Annotated in this window: 15 protein-coding genes; 3 read left to right on the top strand and 12 right to left on the bottom strand. The window is 51.6% G+C overall.

Annotation, left to right across the window (positions count from 1 at the left end):
- From H6F80_RS01760 to H6F80_RS30545, 3 genes are all read right to left on the bottom strand, one after another.
- Positions 1–202, bottom strand: a 202-nt coding sequence (locus tag H6F80_RS01760) for a hypothetical protein (protein ID WP_190789902.1), incomplete at its 3' end; no start/stop codon positions are given.
- Between the two features lie 88 nt (positions 203–290).
- Positions 291–1268, bottom strand: a complete 978-nt coding sequence (locus tag H6F80_RS01755) for an AEC family transporter (RefSeq protein ID WP_190789900.1) — start codon at positions 1266–1268, stop codon at positions 291–293.
- Positions 1269–1300: 32 nt separating this feature from the next.
- Positions 1301–3811 carry an IMS domain-containing protein gene (locus tag H6F80_RS30545; protein WP_190789899.1) on the bottom strand — a complete coding sequence of 837 codons (2511 nt, stop codon included), beginning with the start codon at positions 3809–3811 and terminating at the stop codon, positions 1301–1303.
- Between the two features lie 1172 nt (positions 3812–4983).
- Here H6F80_RS30545 and pdhA point away from each other — a divergent pair.
- The 3 genes from pdhA (at position 4984) to H6F80_RS01735 (ending at position 8686) form a co-directional block, all read left to right on the top strand.
- Positions 4984–6015: a pyruvate dehydrogenase (acetyl-transferring) E1 component subunit alpha gene (pdhA, locus tag H6F80_RS01745; RefSeq protein WP_190789898.1), complete on the top strand. Its 1032-nt coding sequence runs from the start codon at positions 4984–4986 to the stop codon at positions 6013–6015.
- A 27-nt stretch (positions 6016–6042) separates the two neighbouring features.
- Entirely contained in the window at positions 6043–6303 is a 261-nt protein-coding gene (locus tag H6F80_RS01740; RefSeq protein ID WP_190789897.1) for a CRR7 family NDH-1 assembly protein, read from the top strand.
- A gap of 1687 nt (positions 6304–7990) precedes the next feature.
- A complete protein-coding gene (locus H6F80_RS01735) occupies positions 7991–8686 on the top strand; it encodes a DUF922 domain-containing Zn-dependent protease (RefSeq protein WP_190789896.1) in 696 nt (231 codons plus the stop codon).
- Positions 8687–8711: 25 nt separating this feature from the next.
- Here the strand turns inward: H6F80_RS01735 and H6F80_RS01730 are convergent, their stop codons facing one another.
- From H6F80_RS01730 to devC (H6F80_RS01690), 9 genes are all read right to left on the bottom strand, one after another.
- Positions 8712–9443: an HAS-barrel domain-containing protein gene (locus H6F80_RS01730; RefSeq protein WP_190789895.1), complete on the bottom strand. Its 732-nt coding sequence runs from the start codon at positions 9441–9443 to the stop codon at positions 8712–8714.
- A gap of 75 nt (positions 9444–9518) precedes the next feature.
- Positions 9519–9713 carry an NAD(P)H dehydrogenase subunit NdhS gene (locus H6F80_RS01725; RefSeq protein ID WP_190789894.1) on the bottom strand — a complete coding sequence of 65 codons (195 nt, stop codon included), beginning with the start codon at positions 9711–9713 and terminating at the stop codon, positions 9519–9521.
- A 113-nt stretch (positions 9714–9826) separates the two neighbouring features.
- Complete coding sequence (gene rodA, locus H6F80_RS01720; protein ID WP_190789893.1) at positions 9827–11083, bottom strand: rod shape-determining protein RodA; 1257 nt, start codon at positions 11081–11083, stop codon at positions 9827–9829.
- A gap of 39 nt (positions 11084–11122) precedes the next feature.
- Entirely contained in the window at positions 11123–12289 is a 1167-nt protein-coding gene (locus H6F80_RS01715; protein ID WP_518523498.1) for an Mrp/NBP35 family ATP-binding protein, read from the bottom strand.
- Between the two features lie 91 nt (positions 12290–12380).
- Entirely contained in the window at positions 12381–13064 is a 684-nt protein-coding gene (locus H6F80_RS01710; RefSeq protein ID WP_242067110.1) for a hypothetical protein, read from the bottom strand.
- Between the two features lie 282 nt (positions 13065–13346).
- Positions 13347–13835 carry a T3SS (YopN, CesT) and YbjN peptide-binding chaperone 1 gene (locus tag H6F80_RS01705; RefSeq protein WP_190789892.1) on the bottom strand — a complete coding sequence of 163 codons (489 nt, stop codon included), beginning with the start codon at positions 13833–13835 and terminating at the stop codon, positions 13347–13349.
- Positions 13836–13840: 5 nt separating this feature from the next.
- Positions 13841–14629 (bottom strand): DevA family ABC transporter ATP-binding protein, encoded by a 789-nt coding sequence (locus H6F80_RS01700; RefSeq protein ID WP_190789891.1) that lies wholly within the window; start codon positions 14627–14629, stop codon positions 13841–13843.
- Positions 14626–15795 carry an ABC transporter permease DevC gene (devC, locus tag H6F80_RS01695; RefSeq protein ID WP_190789890.1) on the bottom strand — a complete coding sequence of 390 codons (1170 nt, stop codon included), beginning with the start codon at positions 15793–15795 and terminating at the stop codon, positions 14626–14628. Before devC (H6F80_RS01695) ends, H6F80_RS01700 begins: the two co-directional genes overlap by 4 nt.
- 2 nt (positions 15796–15797) lie before the next feature.
- The gene (gene devC, locus H6F80_RS01690) at positions 15798–16940 is read right to left on the bottom strand and encodes an ABC transporter permease DevC (protein ID WP_190789889.1); all 1143 of its coding nucleotides are present in this window, start codon (positions 16938–16940) and stop codon (positions 15798–15800) included.
- Between the last annotated feature and the right edge of the window lie 174 nt (positions 16941–17114).

Raw genomic sequence — 17114 nt, 5'->3', positions numbered from 1 at the left:
ACGCGACACTGATCAGCCCCGACAAAGGAACCATCAAATTGGAAAGAACGTTGATTGTCGCCAGTCGCAGAAAGCGCGGCAAAAAATCAATCGATGCCAGAGCTAACCCGAAAGAATTTCCCCGATCGCCGGATTGCTCTGGGGAAAGCGAAACGGCAGGCGGATCGGCAGCAGAATCGACCGTCGGAGAAGAACGAGGCATTGATGAAGCTCTGCGAAAGTGTTGTTCTCGTTCTACTCTTAATTTGGTTTAAAAAACAAGTCGAAATTGGACGAAGTGTGAAGATTTTTTAGCCAAACAGCCAGAGCCACAAAGGAATCAGCAAGAAACAGCTTCCGGTCGTGAGCACAATGCTACTGGCAATCAGCGATCGATCAATTTCATATTCTTCTGCCAAAATCAGTCCGGCAAAGGCACTGGGCATTCCTGCCATTAAAACCAGGGCAAGCTGGGCAGGCTGTGGCAGTGCCAAAAAATGAGTCACGAGTCCGAGCAGTCCTGGCAGGGCGATCGTCTTAAGTAACATTGGCACGATTGCAATTTTCAGACTCTTCCAGCCCTGAAGCTGTCGCAGCCGCGTTCCCATCAGCAGCAACGCCGCCGGAATCACAAAGGCGATCGAGCCATGCAACCCAGATTCCATGATTGCGGGCAGGGGGATGGATTGAGTGCTGTATCCGAGAAGAAATGCCCACAGTGACGGAACAGTGAGCACATCTTTGATCAGTTCCTTGACTTGGGGATGATCTGCCTGCCGTCCGTAGTAGCTAGCTAAAAATACGCCCGTGCCATAGGTTCCAATTACGTTTTGCGTCACGCAGTAGGACACTAACCAGCCCCAATAATCTGCACCGACAAAGGCGGGGGCGATCGCTAAGCCCACAAAGCTCGTGTTACCCAGGACTGAAGCGATCAAAAAACTGCCGCGCTCGGCAGGGCAAAAGGGTTGAACTGCACTGCAATTTTCTGCGGTCAGACCTGCCGCAACCGATTGGAACTCCAAGCGGGACTGCATCGCCTGAAGGACGAGCCAGGCGATCGTAAAGCCGCTTAGCAACGTGGCGATTATCAGGAGCGGAGCTAGTCCGACTTCTGCTGCAAAATTGGTTTGTCTTGCCAGTGCCAGAATTTCGAGGGGAACGCCGACCCAATAAAGGCTACGTCCTAGCAATCGCGGCAGAGAAGCGGGCAACGATCCTGAAAAAATCAGCCCCAGCCCTGTCCAAGCAAAAAGCGGCAGATAGGACTGAAGCAAAGCATCTGTCATTGGGGATCAGGTTGGAGGGCAGAAAGGCTGCTCTATTCTAGAACGTCTATTGCCTCAATTCGCCACTGTCCCTGGCTTCGGACTAAGTTATAGCGGGCGCGAATGCTGTCTTCATAGGAAGAGCTTTGGTCAATCTGACCATTCACAAACAAATCGCCCCGCTCGGTCACGATCGCCTCTACCTGCGCCCGTTCATCGCCCGAATTGAAGGCGGCAGAACTCGCAGCACGGTCTGAACTGCCTGCCGGACTGCCCGATGCTGTCGGACTCGCCCCGGAACTTGTCCCAGAACTTGTCCCAGAACTTGTCCCGGAACTGGCTGAATCAGAAGTGGAATCAGAGGAAGCCGTGCTCGAAGTCGCCCCAGTAGTCGAATTATCCCCTGCCGAACTGTTCACAGTTCCACTTTCCTTTGTAACAGAGACAATTTCCACATTGGGATGCTCATACTGCCAGTACCAGTTTTCTGTCTTTGCTTTTTCCGATCGCGTTTGCCACTGAGACAGCAGGGGATTCGCAAGGATGTCAGCAAGGGCACCAGTTTGATGCTGATTGCCCATTGCAGCTGCTTTTGCCGTTAGCCAGGACTGAAGCACCGTTTCAGCCGTCGTTTCGGTGAGCGGTTCGGTAACCCCTGCGGCTGACGACTGCGGACTTGACTGGGAAGCGGCTGGCGCGGCATTCGATTGAACAGTTGCAGCGGGAGAAGGATCGGTCGTTGCGGGTGCGGGATCATTTTGTCCGGCAAACAAACGGCTGATCAAGAACGCCAGCACCGTCAGACTCAGCAAGCCGATCGCTGCCAGAAACACAAGCCGATCCAGACGTAGCCCTTTTCGGGTTGCGGGTCGGCGCGAGGGTGGGGCAATTGGTGCTGCGATCGGTTCTTCGGGTGGGTCTTGGCGAGTCCGAGACGAAGCTGCTCCCCCAGCGGAGTGATTGCCGACGGCAGGCAGGGGGTTTGGATCGACAAAACGAGTGGGGCGACCTGTGCCGTTTGTTCTTGCCCCGTTTTGTTCTTCGTACGGTTTTGGACGGGATGTAAACCGCTCGGCTGGGGCGACTTCGGAGTCGCTGGCTCCACGATTGGGCATGGTTACTGCCGAGGAACTGCGATCGGATTGGTTTCGCAGCAATGTGCCAGTTTCTCCAGGGGATGGAGATTCGCGATAGGACGTTCCACCAGACCAGGGTGAGCTGAGTTCGGGTTCGTTGGGCAATTCCTCTAAATACGCCTGCACATCCTCATCTGCAAAATACTCTTTCAGCGAGGCTTGTTTGCGGGCAAGATCCCGAAAGTGGGGAAAGACTTCGTTTTGCAGCCAGCGTTCACTGTAAAGGCACAGTCCGGGCAGCAAATCGGGGGAACCCTGCGAGTGGTCGCGAATAAAGGCAAGGGATTCGTATTCCTGGCTTAGTTCTAGTGCCCGACTCGCCTCTTCGGTCTGCCCCAGCAGCAGCGCGCAAACTGCCTGCTCCAAATGGACATCCTGACGGATACCAAGCCGTATCAGCATGGTTTTTGCCCGGCGCACCAGGGCGGGCTGCCCCTCTGCAAAGCCTCTTGCCACCAACGCATAAACTGCCAGATAAGTAGCAACCGGAGAAGGGCGACGTGCCTCAACTTCAAAAAGAGCCTGCTGTTCCGCAGAAGTGAGATAGCTTCGCAACTGCTGCATAAAGCGCAGAAAATCGTCGGTGTTGAGTCCAGATTGGTCTGCTCCTTCGCCGTCGATCCCGCCGCGATCGTGCAGCATCTCTTGCAGCAGCGTAAGCCCCTGCCGCCGTTCAGCCACATGGCTTTCCGGCAAAGCAAGTAGCTCTAGAATTCGATACGGGCGCAGCTTATAGAGCTCTGCCTGCATTTCGCCCCGTATCTGAGCAAACACTCCTTCACGCAGCAGCAGTTCTCGCCCCGTATCTAGCGATTCCGCCGCGTTTTCGTACTGCCCCTGGTTCCACTGCTCTCGTCCCAGTTCCAGGCAGGCAAGCGCGACCGCGAGCAAAATATCTGTGCTAATGATGTCGGGGTCGCCAAATTGCCCCTGTTTGACGCTGCGATTGCCGCCGATCACATAGGGACGACCCAGCTTTAAAATCAGCTCGTACTCGCCCAACTCCAGCAAAATCAGCAACACGCCCACAAACTGAGCTTCGTCAATCTCAATACAGGGGGTATAGAGATCAATACCGAGATCTGGATCACCAGGACGATAGCTGCCGTTGATCGAACTGCCGAGGTTATGCTCATCGATCGCCCCCCCCGATTGCTCTGCAGCTCCCCCCGGAGATAATCGCCCAACCTCCAGCAGCTCATAGGATTTGGCGAGGAAACCCGCATCGTATTCCTGCCGCTGCACCGGATCAGAAAGGACAGCATACGCTTCGTCAATCAACTGCCGTCGAGCCGCAACCGCCGCCTCTGAAAATTCTCGTCGAGGAGGAAGCTGAAGGGATCGATCGCGATGAGCCTGCTGAAGCTGCTCCGCAGTTGCCTGTATCGGTAATCCTAGAATCCGATAATAATCTAGAGGAATTCGCACCGTCTCCTCCCCTGCAAGTCGTTCATCTAACACACAAATTTGCTATCGCGTCAGTTTGTATCAATGGCATTCACCGAACTTCCGCACGGATAGAAGCCCTTCTAAGGAATTCTCTGCTAACTCGGTCGGGATGACCAAGGCAATTAGCCAAATCAACGTTTACTAAAATTCATCCCTCAGCATAGATAAAAAAGTCCTCTTCGTAACATCAGCTTCTTAGAAGCCTGAACTCAGGCCGAATCGAGAGAGCCAAATAGAGAGCAATTATATCCGAACTCGCTCTGTCGAAAGCGATCGTTTTGCGACACTCCTCAGGTGTAACCTCTAATACACAAAAAATGAGAACCCCTAGGGTTTCACGGTTGGCTCTTTTCTCAGTCTCGGACAAACGTTATTAGGGAAATAATTCCGAGCCAGCCAGCCTCGATAGGGTCTTAAATCATGCTTAAGACAGAGGCTAACTTTCGATCGTTCTGCTAGACAGTGACAACGATTATCAGGAAAACGTAAGATTCAAATTTAGCTTGAATGGTCGAAGTTTGCAGATTGTACCTGATCCCAGTCTCAGATTAGTCAGGAATGGTATGGATCTCTATAAGTGATCTAGATTACACCCAGCGATGTCCGTAGTGCACGACCCTAACTGTACGACTTCTCGCGCAGAATTTTATCTATATTTGGTTTGGTGCAGAATTTGGTTTAGTGAAAAATAGCGTTCAGAAGGAACCGAGCAGAGTTCGATCGCCTTTTGCTGCCTAGTTCCGCCTTTTTGTCCCTAAATTGGGCTAGGATGATCTGCGGCTGATTATCTCTGACCCTGTTTATCTCCGACCCTCTAAAGGAGGCTGCCCCAATTTTGCAAGAGCGACAGCAAGCAGATTATTCTTAATAAATGTGAGCTATATAATGTTGAGCTTGGCCATGTTGCTCTCGGTCAGCTCATGAGATTCCCAAACGATTTGCAGACTTGGAGCAGGCGATCAGGGTTCAAGCCTAACGCAGGCGAACTGAGGCTCAGCCCCTATAGCTCCGCAGTTATAAAGGATCTACGACAAGCACTTACGATAAGTATTTACGACAAGTGAGTATTTACGATAAGGATCAACGACCCAAGTACCCCCAATCAAATTACCCACAAGCAGTACACTGTCGCTGAAGGAAACGGCACATCAATGATTCAGGAACGGACAATTCCCACTTTGCCCTCGATCGCGCCCGTAACCCGTGAAGAGGGGCTGGCGATCTATGAAGATATGGTCTTGGGGCGCACCTTTGAAGACAAGTGCGCTGAAATGTACTACCGGGGAAAAATGTTTGGATTTGTCCACCTGTACAACGGGCAGGAAGCCATTTCCACAGGTGTAATTCGTACGATGCACCCCGGTGAGGATTATGTGTGCAGCACCTACCGCGATCACGTTCATGCCTTGAGTGCCGGAGTTCCTGCCCGTGAGGTCATGGCAGAACTGTTTGGCAAAGTGACCGGATGCAGCAAAGGACGGGGTGGCTCCATGCACCTGTTTTCGGCGGAGCATCGGCTACTGGGCGGCTATGCCTTTATTGGAGAGGGAATTCCGGTTGCGTTAGGAGCTGCGTTCCAGAGCAAGTATCGCCGAGAAACAATGGGCGACGAAACGGCAAACCAAGTAACGGCAGCTTTCTTTGGAGACGGAACTAGCAACAACGGGCAGTTTTTCGAGTGTCTCAATATGGCAGCCCTCTGGAAACTGCCGATTCTGTTTGTGGTGGAAAACAATAAATGGGCGATCGGCATGGCGCATGAGCGGGCAACCTCTCAGCCAGAAATTTACAAGAAAGCCAGCGTGTTTGGGATGCCAGGAATCGAAGTAGACGGAATGGATGTTTTAGCCGTGCGAACGGTTGCGCTAGAGGCGATCGAGCGTGCCCGTGCCGGAGAAGGTCCAACGTTGATCGAGTGTCTCACCTACCGCTTCCGGGGTCATTCGCTGGCAGATCCAGACGAATTGCGATCGAAAGCCGAAAAAGAAGCCTGGCTTGCCCGTGACCCAATCAAAAAACTGGCAGGTCACCTGACTGAGAAAAATTTGGCAACCGCAGAAGAGCTAAAGGCGATCGATCGACAGATTCAAGCCGTCATTGAGGATGCGGTTAAGTTTGCTCAGGATAGCCCTGAGCCAGAAGCCAGCGAACTCTACCGCTATGTGTTTGCAGAAGACGAGTAATTTGCCTCTTACCTGCGCCTGACTCCTATGGCTGACCCAATCATGTACAGCAGCGAGGATTACTACGTGCTGCTGGAACCCAACCAGCCAGAGCAAATCCTCACGGCTGCGGAACTGTTCGACCGATTAAAAGCAGTGCTGAACGATCGCCAGGATAACCTACCCCGCGATGTGCAGCAGTTCACCCACCTGGATGAGCAGACAAAATATCTGATGGAAACTGCCTGCGCGCTGGATATGAATCCAGGCGAGTACCTTCAGTGGTACGCCGTTCGACTCGAAAAGTAGCAGAATGCTCTTGCCACCCAGTAATAGATTAAAGCAGGTGCGTTGTCTAATCTCGCCGCCAATCCGCTTGCTTTAAGCCGTTAACCCAACTTCTATCTCCGTCGTCTTTATCCCCGGATCCACCAAGCTTCGGGGTAGGATGCAGACGTAAAACGTTTGCCTGGAAGATTCCAAACTTCCCCCCCTTAACCCCCAGTGCTGAGGGAAACCGAGGGCTCTTGAAGGTTCTCAAAGCTCTCCAACGAAAATATAGGGGGATATATAACCTTTGCGGCTGCTCAAACCCCTTCTAACAAAACAGGGAGCATCCCGCGTTTGTTAATGGATTGCTCCTCGTTGCCCAGCTCCTGCTTCCAGCAACATTGAACAGGGGGACGTTGTTACGAAAGCTACAGTAGCTTGATCGTTCCTATTGATCAACATCACGATTTTTAGAATTAGCAACTGCGCCAAATCACAATTTTCTATTTCATAGAGTTTTAATCACTGGAATTGCATTTTGATCGAGCCAAGATTCAGAAGGATTACGATCGCAATTGGGCTTGCTCTCCTGATTTTTTGAGAATCTTTATCTAAAAATTAAATTTGTATCGACAAAACAGTGTTTTACTAAGACTGTTTCAACAAATTCGATCGCTCTCAGAAAGGGATTGAATTATAAAGATTTACTAAAAAAAACCAGAAGAAATGAAATCTTTTCCGGTAGAAGATGAGCAACTGTCTTTGGATAGATGGCTGTACCCTGAGATCCTTATAAAGTGGGGATCAGTTAGCTGGAGAGCGATCCCCGTCTTAAAGAAACGATTTTCTAGGGTTGTTCTCTGCTAATTTTGACATAATAAAAGAATTGAACGCTGTCTTTACTTAAGCAACTTTAAGTCAGGTTTCTCACCGTTAAGGTTTAGACTTGAAAATTTTAAGCGATCGAATTTATTGTTTTTTCTGATTTTTGATCGAGTTACTGTCAATTCAATCAATAGGTTTAAAGAGGCTGTGATTAATTGTTCTTTTAGTTCGTTCTCAGCGAAAGAAACTGAAGCCAAAGAAGCGCAGAGTACAGAAACTCAAATGATTCCGCTATCGCAATCAATTCGATGCCCAAACTGCGGTAGCCCTGGCGAAAGGCTTTATCTAGTCAACCAGCAGCTGATCCAAACTCAATGTCCGACCTGTGACTATCTTTTGATTACCTGTTCACGTACAGGAAATGTTATAGAAGCTTATGCTCCTGGAATTTCAATTTGTTCTTAATCTATTGATAGTGGATAACTCTAACTGAACTCGAAAGCTGAATTTAGAAGCTGAACTTAATAGTCGAACTCAAAGTGCGAGTCGGGCAATCGTCTAAAAGCTGGAACAAGCTTAAGAACAATTAGAAAAAATCGCTAGAAAATTGATTAATCCTAAGCAAGTTTAATCTCACAGTGGAGTTCAAAGGGGGTCACAGCTACCCTCTTTTTTTGCTTCTTGTTAAGGCTGAACGCGCTGCTGCGCCTGCTCCTGGTGTTTCTGAGTAATTTGCTTCGAATTGTTAAGAAGCCGAAAGCTTAGTTCTGTAATATGGGCATCCTCCTAAAGGAATATTGCCTTAACAGGATTGCTAGCTGTGCTGCGTCGATTTGCTCTTCTGTTTCTCTCTACGCTTATTGCAGTCTCCTTCGTTCGTGTTCCCTCTTTTTCCGATTGGTTGTCTGGTTCATGGTTTACCCTGTTCCGCACTAGTTCTGCCCTGGCAACCATTTCACCTCCTCCAGCTGTTCTCCCATCGTCACTCACAGATTCCCTTCTGCCGAGTTTATCGCCTTCTCCAGCTCCATCCTCTGAAAGCCACCTTCCGGTCGATATCCGCTATCACTTTTATCCGATCGCAGGAACAACGGCTGCCGAGCTGCGATCGCAAATGCTTCGGCGAAGCCCTGTGAGTGATGCTGAGGGACGCTCGTTCGATGCCCTGACCAATTGGAACGTTCAGTGGAACATTCGCTTTGCCCGGAATGGCAAAAACTGCGTGGCTCGATCGATTAGTACTCAAGTCGATGTCGTCTTCACGCTGCCGCGATGGAAGGGTTCCCACTATGTATCATCTGGGCTGCGAACGGAATGGAATCACTACATGACTGCCCTGCAACTGCACGAAGAGGGGCACAAAAAGAACGGCGTTGCTGCGGCTCAGTCCGTGCTGCAAGTGTTGCGCCAGCTTCCTGAATATCCGAACTGCCGCGAGCTTGAAAAGGCTGCCAAAGAAGCGGCTGATCAGGTTATTGCGGTTTATAACCGCCAGGATATCGCATACGATCGCGCCACGGGGCACGGCAGAACTCAGGGAGCCGTTTTCCCGCTCATTCATGCAGATGCTCAGACTGCCCCGAATGCCTCCCTTTAAGGGTCACCGCTTCTAGATATAAATTCTAGATATAAATCTGGCTCAAGATAATGCGAAGCCGATCGTAGTCATCCTTCAGCAGAATGCTCAGCATTCGTCCTGCCTGAACGAGCCATTGGCGATCGGCTTGCCGCAGTCGGTAAATTTCTCGGATTGCGGCTGCCGTTAAACCATCGACGGGTGCGCCTGTCACCTGAAGCAGCGTTCGCAGAAAATCAAGCTGTTCGCTGAAGCGCAAAATTTCTTCAGAGTCGCAGTAGTAAACTGCCTGATGAATTTGCGGTGGACGAGGCGGCAAATGCTGATAAATCGTTTCGCTCAGGCTGCTGCCGTTTTTCCTGCCGTTCCCGTTTTTGACGTTCCCATTCCTGGTTCCGTTTCCGGTTCCATCCCTGGCGGCATGGCTTCCTCTACCGGACTGAAAGCCGACGATCGCTGCCCGAAACTCGGTTTTGAGCATGGCGAAAATCTGCGGCTGCTGTTCTCGCAGGTCTTGCAGCGAGAGTCCTAACGCTCTGGCACGATGCACCGAGTCGATCGGGCTGGTCGTGGCATGATAAACCACGGCATAAACCACATTTCCAGACTCTTCATCTTTTGCCTTGACCCAGCTTCCGAAGGGCGGCATCACTGCAAAGCTGAGGTCTTCCGGTTCAAGGCACTGCGCTAGAAATTCAGTCGTTGCCGTCTCGATCACTTCGGCGAAATAGCCAGGGTGACGGCTTTGAGAGCTGAATTGAGGCAGAGGCAGCCGCATAGGAGGAATGTGCGATCAGGTTAGGGGAAAGAAGGTGAGCGGATAGAAGAGTGAGGCGATCAGGCGATGCGGAGATTATTTCTTGGCGCGTCCGGCTTTAGCATCGATCGCTTCGATATCAGCCAGTTTAAAGGTGACAAGTTTATCCCAGTTGCCGCCTTCAAACAGCACAGCCACCTTGCCATCGCCTACACGCTGAACCAAGCCTTGATAGCCGTAATAGATATCGTCGACGTTTTTAACGCGAACTGCAGCTCCCGGCAGAATCATAAGTGAATCATCGGTAAAGTGAACTGATATTAGCTTAGATCATTCCCGCACGAATGCAGAAGAGAAACCGCAATAGAAATCCTTGATGATTGCTGTTTGCAGTTTGAATGATGCTAAAACTTGAGCCGATGACGATAGTTATTCACTGATTCCACAATCCCCAGCGCGATAAAGTTAGTGAGCAACGCCGATCGCCCATAGCTAAGCCAGGGTAAAGGAATGCCTGTTACGGGAGCCAATCCAATCGTCATGCCAATATTCACCAACACCTGAAAGACAATCATCGACAGCACCCCGATCGCTAGCAGCGAACCAAAATTATCTTTAGCGTTTTGGGCAATAATTACCAGCCGCAGACAAATGAGCCAGAACACCGCCAGCACGACCACACAGCCGACAAAGCCCATTTCTTCGCCGATTGCCGAGAAGATAAAGTCGGTATGCTGTTCGGGAATGAAATTGAGCTGGGTTTGAGTGCCCTGATTGATGCCGCGCCCCAACATTTGCCCTGCTCCGATCGCAATCCGCGACTGAATCAGGTGATAGCCGCCGCCAAGCGGGTCTTTATCGGGATTGAGAAACAGTGCCAGCCGATCGCGCTGATATTCCTTCAGTAAATTCGTCCAGGCAAAATTTCCCAGTCCCCCCGCAATCAGATTCACTACGCCCACCCCGATCGACCCCCACAATGCCCAGGGCAGTGTGCGCCAGCCGAGATACAGCACCAGCCCGATCCAGAAAAACCAGCTCGGCAGGAAAATGCCAAACAAAATTGCAGAGACGATCGGAGAAATCAGCAGCACTAGCCAACCCGGATTCGCATTGCCCCAGTAAAGCATTCCCAGCGTGATTGCGCCAAACACCAGTCCCGTTCCCAGGTCAGGCTGAAGCATAATCAGCACCCAGGGAACTGCGGTAATTACCAGCGTCTTCAGCACGATCGGAATCGTGGGCGCACCGCGCTCGTTCAGGGTTGCTGCCAGCGTAATGATCACGCCTACTTTGGCAAATTCCGACGGCTGAAGGTTGAAGTTGCCGATCGTCACCCAGCTTTGTGCTCCATTTGCCGTGGTTCCAATAAAAATTACGATCAGCAGCGAAAGATTTGTGATTGCGTAGATAATCCATTGCCACTGAAGCAAATTTTCATAGCGCGATCGGGCGATGAACAGTGCCATTACCAAACCAATGCCGCCCGTGATCCAGTGCTGCCACCAGGTGGAAAATCCCTGATGCAGTTCAGTACTGCGAATGGCAATGCCTCCGAGCGCCGTCATGCCGATTGCCAGCAAAAACAGTAGCCAATCGACTTCCTGCCAGGGCTGTATCAAAGCTTTCCAGCTAATGCGGCTAAGGGAGCGATAAAGCATGGGCAAATTGGGGAAAAACTGCGCTTAAGACAGAATAGCTTATGCCAGGGCAGCGACGGAAACTCTGGCGGCAACCTGCTGAGCGATCGCCGTAATCGCTTTAGCAGAAGGAGACTCTGGATCATTCACCACGATGGGAACGCCTCGATCGCCCCCTTCTCGTACCGGAAGCTCCAGCGGAATACAGCCTAGCAGCGGCAAGCCCAATTCTTTGGCAGTTTTCTCACCGCCGCCGGAGCCGAAGATATCGTATTGGCGATCGGGTAGATCAGGCGGCACAAAGTAGCTCATATTTTCCACAATGCCCAGAATCGGAACCTGAAGCTGCTGGAACATCCGCAGACCGCGACGGGCATCGAGCAAAGCAACGGTTTGGGGTGTGGTGACGATCACGGCTCCTGCCATCGGCACAGCCTGCGCTAGGGTCAACTGCGCGTCTCCGGTTCCGGGCGGCAAATCGACAATGAGATAATCCAGGTCACCCCACTGCACTTGATAGAGAAACTGGCGAATAATGCCATTCAGCATCGGACCACGCCAGACTACAGGCTGATCCGGGTCGATCAAAAAGCCCATCGAAACGAGCTTCACGCCATAGTTAAACGCAGGCTCCAGCACTTCTCCGTTACTGCCCTGGTGCACCACAATTTTTGCATCGGCTAACCCCAGCATTGTTGGCGCGTTGGGACCATAGATATCTGCGTCGATCAGCCCCACTTTTGCGCCTGCCTGTGCCAGCGAGACGGCAATATTCACCGCTACTGTGCTTTTGCCCACGCCACCTTTACCGCTCGACACGGCAATAATATTCTTCACGCCTGCAATTCCAGTGCGATCGGGCAGGGATTTTTGCTGAGGCGTTTCTGCGGTCACTTCCACCTCAACTGACTCTACACCGGGCAGGGTCTTCACCGCTTTCTGGCAGTCTTCGACAATGAACTCGCGCAGCGGACAAGCCGGAGTCGTCAGCACCAGGGTAAAGCTGACCTTACTTCCCTCGACCCGAACATTGCGAATCATATTCAGTTCGACCAGGCTTTTTCGCAGTTCCGGGTCTTGCACGGGGCGCAGCACGTCCAGAATGGCACTTGTTTCTAGCATTGTGGGCATCGCGTTCTCAACTCTGGCGATCGACCAGGCGACAGGACAAAACGAAAGGTAAAACTTGAAGCAAAAGAAAATAAGGGCAAAATGTTCAACGTCCATTCTACCGTTTGCTTTGCCTGAATCAGTTCGCCTGAATCAAAGCAGCCTGCCCGAAAGCAACGATTCGGTTTTCTCAAGCTTCATCCCAGACTTAACCCAGAATACGCGGACAGCGATCGAGCCAGGTTATCACCTGAAAGCCGATTTGCCATAGTAGCAGACCCGCAAACACATCGGGATAATCGAGCTTGCGCCGCTTGGAAACCGGATTGTCTGCTTCTATCAAATCCTGCTCAGCCGCAAGTGCCAGCTCACGGGCAACTTTAGCAGCATAAGGGCGAATGATTGACCAGACGATCGGCGAAAGCCAGCCGCGCAGCGTCACCGAGTAGGAAACCTTTGTGCCGCACAGCGTAGACTCAACGCGATACGTCACCCGCTCTTCAACTCCCGGAAGCGCCAAAATTCGAACGCTTAGCAGTTCCATCGGCGACACCCGCTCCACAAAAATCTGAATTGGAAACGGGCTGAGACGGCTCACTGCCTGATAAATCAATCCCGGTTTAGGAATCAGCCCCTGCGGAACGTTAGTGCGGGCGATCAGGGGATGCCACGAGACATCGGCTAAATTCACCACCTTCTGCCACAGGTCGTCTACTGAAGCAGAACTAACCGCCTGATAGGTTTCCGCGAGAGGAGGAAGATTATCAAAGTTCCAGCGTATCCGTCGAGACCAGAAGCCTAACATTGCTCGTCCTCCTCGAAGCTCTGCCTGATTGCAGTAATCGTCTTTCGGTCGGGGGTCGGGCAGCAGATCAAAACCTGACCGACGCATCGATCGTCTAAGACATAAGACCTTCTATTGTAGTCCAGGTCGTTAAATCAGTACGGCGAGTTTGTCAAATGAAATATTTGATACAGAGCTAAAGCACTTTTCTATAGGAGTGGCGGTTTGAGGAGTCGCAGCGATCGAAGATTGCCCGCTCAATCGCATTGCCCCTCAATCGATCGACTTTAGGGGAGTTAACTTTGGGGAGCTTAAGTTTGGAGAATTTTAAGATCTGTAAGAGCCGCGAGGACATCTACGCCACAAGCATGACCGCTCTATTTTCCAGTTTTAAGCAATTTCATTCATCGAGTAGTGGGTTGCTCGCTTGCCGCCAAACCGTTCCACAATCCAATCGTCATAGGTGTCAGCGATCGTCACCACCGATAAAATACAGGTTTGCAGCTCCATCAAATCCATATTCTCGCCGCCCAGCACACTGTTGCCAAACAGCACCTCGCCACCCTTGCCTAACTGAAACGCCCCAAAGCGCATTCGAGAATTTTCAGTGAGCAAATAGTGCATCAGCTCTGATGTAATCTGGGTTTCGATCGTGACCCAGCTCCAGGCACGCACGATCGCTAGTTCTCGCATTTCCCACGGATGCACTTCCCATGCCAGCACCTCGATCACGATTTTTGCCGAACCGTAGGTTAAGTAAAAGAATGGCTCATGAGCGGAAACCTGCATCTGGTCTTTGAACAGGGCGGAACTGGTGAGATAGTCCTGCACCTTGCGGTAGGTGAGTTCCTGAGCAGCATTAAAAAAGGAGAGGGACATCAGGGCTACAAAATAAACATTTTCTGATCCAGCCGCTTCGGGTCGTGGGTTTCGACAAAGCGATCGAGACTTTCATCAGACTCCAGGCGACCGTCTACCAGGTTGACAATGCGATCGGCAACGTCGAGGATGCGGTTGTCGTGCGTCACCATCAGAATGGTACAGCCCTGCTCTTTAGCAAGCTGTTGCAGCAGCGTCACCACCTCTCGACCAGAGGCTTTGTCTAGAGCAGCAGTCGGTTCGTCTGCCAGAATCAAAGTAGGACGATTGACCAGAGCACGGGCGATCGCGACGCGCTGTTTTTGTCCGCCGGAAAGGGAGTTGGGCTTGTAGTTGAGCCGTTCGCCTAAGCCGAGTCGGGTGAGAATTTCAGTGGCGAGTCGCCGCTTTTCGCGCCAGTTTTGGGTTAGCTCGACTGCCATTTCGACGTTTTGCATTGCAGTGAGCGAATCGAACAGATTGTGCGCCTGAAAGATAAAGCCAATATTGCGCCGCACTTTGACTAGCTCTGATTTACTGAGTCCGACGATTTCTTGTTCCAGCACTTTGAGACTGCCGTCCTGCACGGTTCGCAGTGCGCCGATCAGGGTCAGCAGCGTGGTTTTTCCAGAACCGGATGGACCTGTCATGATCACAATCTGTCCCTTAGGCAGATCCAGGCTGATGTCAAATAGCACCTGCTTTCGCAAATCGCCCTGACCGTAGAAGTAATTGAGATTGCGAATTTGAACGGCGATCGAGCCTGCCGTTTCTTCTGCAAAATCCAGTCTGTTTGTGATTAAAGAAGCACTCATGAGCCAAACACCTCCGCTGGATCAGCCTGCTGGACGCGACGCACCGCAATCACGCCCGAAATCAAACACATTAAAAACGTGGCAATCATCAAATTCAGGATTCGTGAAGGAGTCATGACCATATACAGTCCGGTTGCGTTCCGGGTTAAGGTGTATAGCCCAAAGCTGATGAGACACCCCGGCACAAATCCTAGAAATCCCAGCAGTGTCGCCTGTTGCAGCACAACGCCGAACAAATAGCGGTTTGAGTAGCCGATCGCCTTTAGCGTCGCGTATTCCACCCAGTGGTCGGCAACGTCGGTGTAGAGAATCTGATACACCAGAATCACGCCCACCAGGAAGCTCATTGTCGTCAGCAGCGAAAACACAAAGCCAATGCTGGTATTTTTGCGCCAGTAGTTGAGTTCCTGATCGACAAATTCCTGCTTGGTATAGACCGAGATATCTTTGGGAAGCCGATCGCGCAGCACTTTGGTCAGTTGTTCCACGTTTGTTCCGTCCGCGACATGCAACAGCCCAATGTCTACCGTGTTCAGCGATCGGCTTTCTTCGTCTGGACCCAGATTGGCAAAGTAGCGCAAGAAGTTTTGGTCGCTCATGACCACGTTGCCGTTGCCAGATGCAAAGTCTGTGCCCAGGCTAAACGTACCCACCAGGGTCACTTGCTGTTCTGCCAGTTCGGTAACGGTGCCTGCCTGCTTGGGCCCCACTTCCGGGCGAGATTTTTCGTCGATCAAAGCAGTTCGGGGCAGGAGCAAGTCCGATCGATGCTGCACAATTCCCGGTAAGGGCAACACGTTATCGTTTGGGTTAAACGCCAACACGCGCAGGGGACGGGTGCGCTTGCTGATCGGATCTTTCCAATTTGCGGTAACCGTGTAGAGCGGATAGGCAGCCGTCACCCCGTCAAATGCTTCTGCCTGGTAGAGCCGCCGCCGAGCAAACTGCTGCGGCACAAACATATTGTATTTAATTCGATTCACGATCACGATGTTGCCATTCAGCCGTTTTAGAAGCTGCACCTGGCTGTCGTACAGGGCATTCTCAAAGCCGCGAAACATAAACATCAGCACCACAGCAAACCCAACTCCGGCGATCGCAGTCAATAGCCGCCGCCGCTCATAGGTGAGGTTAAACCAGGCAAGGGGAGTCCGCCGCCAAACCATCCTTAGAACACCTCCGCTGGATCGGTGGTAACCACGCGTCGCACCGAAATCAGAGCTGAAAGGCTGCACATCACGAGGGTCAGCAGCAGCACAAATATGGCTCGTTCCAACTCCATTGTCATCGGCAGTCCGCCACTCGTTGCCCTAACCGTCAGGTCATACAGCCCTAGCGATACGGCAAAACCAGGGATATAGCCCAGAACGGCCAGAATTACCGCTTCCTGCAACACCACACCAAACAAAAAGCGGCTGCGATAGCCCATCGCCTTGAGCGTCGCATACTGCTTCATGTGGTCAGAGATATCAGTGTAAAGAATCTGATAAACGATCACCACGCCCACCACACAGGACACTGCAACGCCCATCGTGAAGATGAATCCAGTCGAAGTCGTGTTAATCCAGTAGTCGCGATCGCGGGCAATGATTTCTTCCTGCGTGTACACCGACACATCCGGCGGCAGAACCCGCTTCAGTTCGACTGCAATTTGCTGCGGATTCACACCAGGCTTGAGCTTGATCAGTCCCAGGTTGATCAGGTTGAGCGGGAAGGGGTCAAAGTAGCGGCGAAAGTTCTGATCGCTCAGAATCAGCGTGCCGTCTGCCGCAAACCCGCCACCCATACTGTACTGTCCACCGATCGTAATCTGTCGCCGCTTTGCCTCGGTCACGGTTCCCGTCGTCTGCGAACCAAATTCAGGACGCGAGAGGCGATCGATCAGCGCAGTATCGGGTCGTCTCAGTGCCGCCAGATTTTTCGGGTCTTTCAGTTCAGGCATGATGAATACCGGATCTTCGGGGTTCATGCCATACACAAAAATAGCGCGATTGCGTCGCGTTTCTGGATTACGCCACTGCAAATAGCCCACATACAGCGGCATGACCCGCTCTACTCCATTAACCCCTGCCGCCTGGTAGATTCGCTCGATCGGGAAAGGCTTGGTCGTACTGATTTCTAAACTTTGAGGCGAAATTAGAAAAATTTCTGCGTCAATCTGCCCGTAAAGAATCGCCGCCGTCTTTGCCAGCGAACCGAGAAACCCCAGATTCATAAACACCAGAATCACTGCAAACGACACCCCCGCAATTGCCACTAGCAAGCGGTTTTTCTCGTGGGTCAGGTTTAACCAGGCAATCGGGGTTCTCATGCAGCCCAGCCAGAGGTAAGCGATCGGCGATCAAGTGTAAACAACTCTTAATTATTCTAAGATTTCCGATCGGTGATCAACTCCCCCAACTGGGGCATTGCGCGGGTGCTGGTGAGCGCGTAGGTGCTGGTGAGCAAAGGGGTTGTTGCAAATTTTGTTGCAAATAATGCTTGC

The organism is Leptolyngbya sp. FACHB-711 (genome assembly GCF_014695615.1).
Taxonomy (GTDB): Bacteria; Cyanobacteriota; Cyanobacteriia; order Elainellales; family Elainellaceae; genus Leptolyngbya_A.
The sequence above is the reverse complement of the archived record's forward strand: the minus strand, read 5'-3'. Positions and strand labels throughout refer to the sequence as shown.

Excerpts from the sequence above, each read along its gene's own strand:
- H6F80_RS01755 (WP_190789900.1), bottom strand. The coding sequence starts at position 1,268 with ATGACAGATGCTTTGCTTCAGTCCTATCTGCCGCTTTTTGCTTGGACA.
- pdhA (WP_190789898.1), top strand. The coding sequence starts at position 4,984 with ATGATTCAGGAACGGACAATTCCCACTTTGCCCTCGATCGCGCCCGTA.
- H6F80_RS01740 (WP_190789897.1), top strand. The coding sequence starts at position 6,043 with ATGGCTGACCCAATCATGTACAGCAGCGAGGATTACTACGTGCTGCTG.
- H6F80_RS01730 (WP_190789895.1), bottom strand. The coding sequence starts at position 9,443 with ATGCGGCTGCCTCTGCCTCAATTCAGCTCTCAAAGCCGTCACCCTGGC.
- H6F80_RS01725 (WP_190789894.1), bottom strand. The coding sequence starts at position 9,713 with ATGATTCTGCCGGGAGCTGCAGTTCGCGTTAAAAACGTCGACGATATC.
- rodA (WP_190789893.1), bottom strand. The coding sequence starts at position 11,083 with ATGCTTTATCGCTCCCTTAGCCGCATTAGCTGGAAAGCTTTGATACAG.
- H6F80_RS01715 (WP_518523498.1), bottom strand. The coding sequence starts at position 12,289 with ATGGACGTTGAACATTTTGCCCTTATTTTCTTTTGCTTCAAGTTTTAC.
- H6F80_RS01710 (WP_242067110.1), bottom strand. The coding sequence starts at position 13,064 with ATGCGTCGGTCAGGTTTTGATCTGCTGCCCGACCCCCGACCGAAAGAC.
- H6F80_RS01705 (WP_190789892.1), bottom strand. The coding sequence starts at position 13,835 with ATGTCCCTCTCCTTTTTTAATGCTGCTCAGGAACTCACCTACCGCAAG.
- H6F80_RS01700 (WP_190789891.1), bottom strand. The coding sequence starts at position 14,629 with ATGAGTGCTTCTTTAATCACAAACAGACTGGATTTTGCAGAAGAAACG.
- devC (WP_190789890.1), bottom strand. The coding sequence starts at position 15,795 with ATGGTTTGGCGGCGGACTCCCCTTGCCTGGTTTAACCTCACCTATGAG.
- devC (WP_190789889.1), bottom strand. The coding sequence starts at position 16,940 with ATGAGAACCCCGATTGCCTGGTTAAACCTGACCCACGAGAAAAACCGC.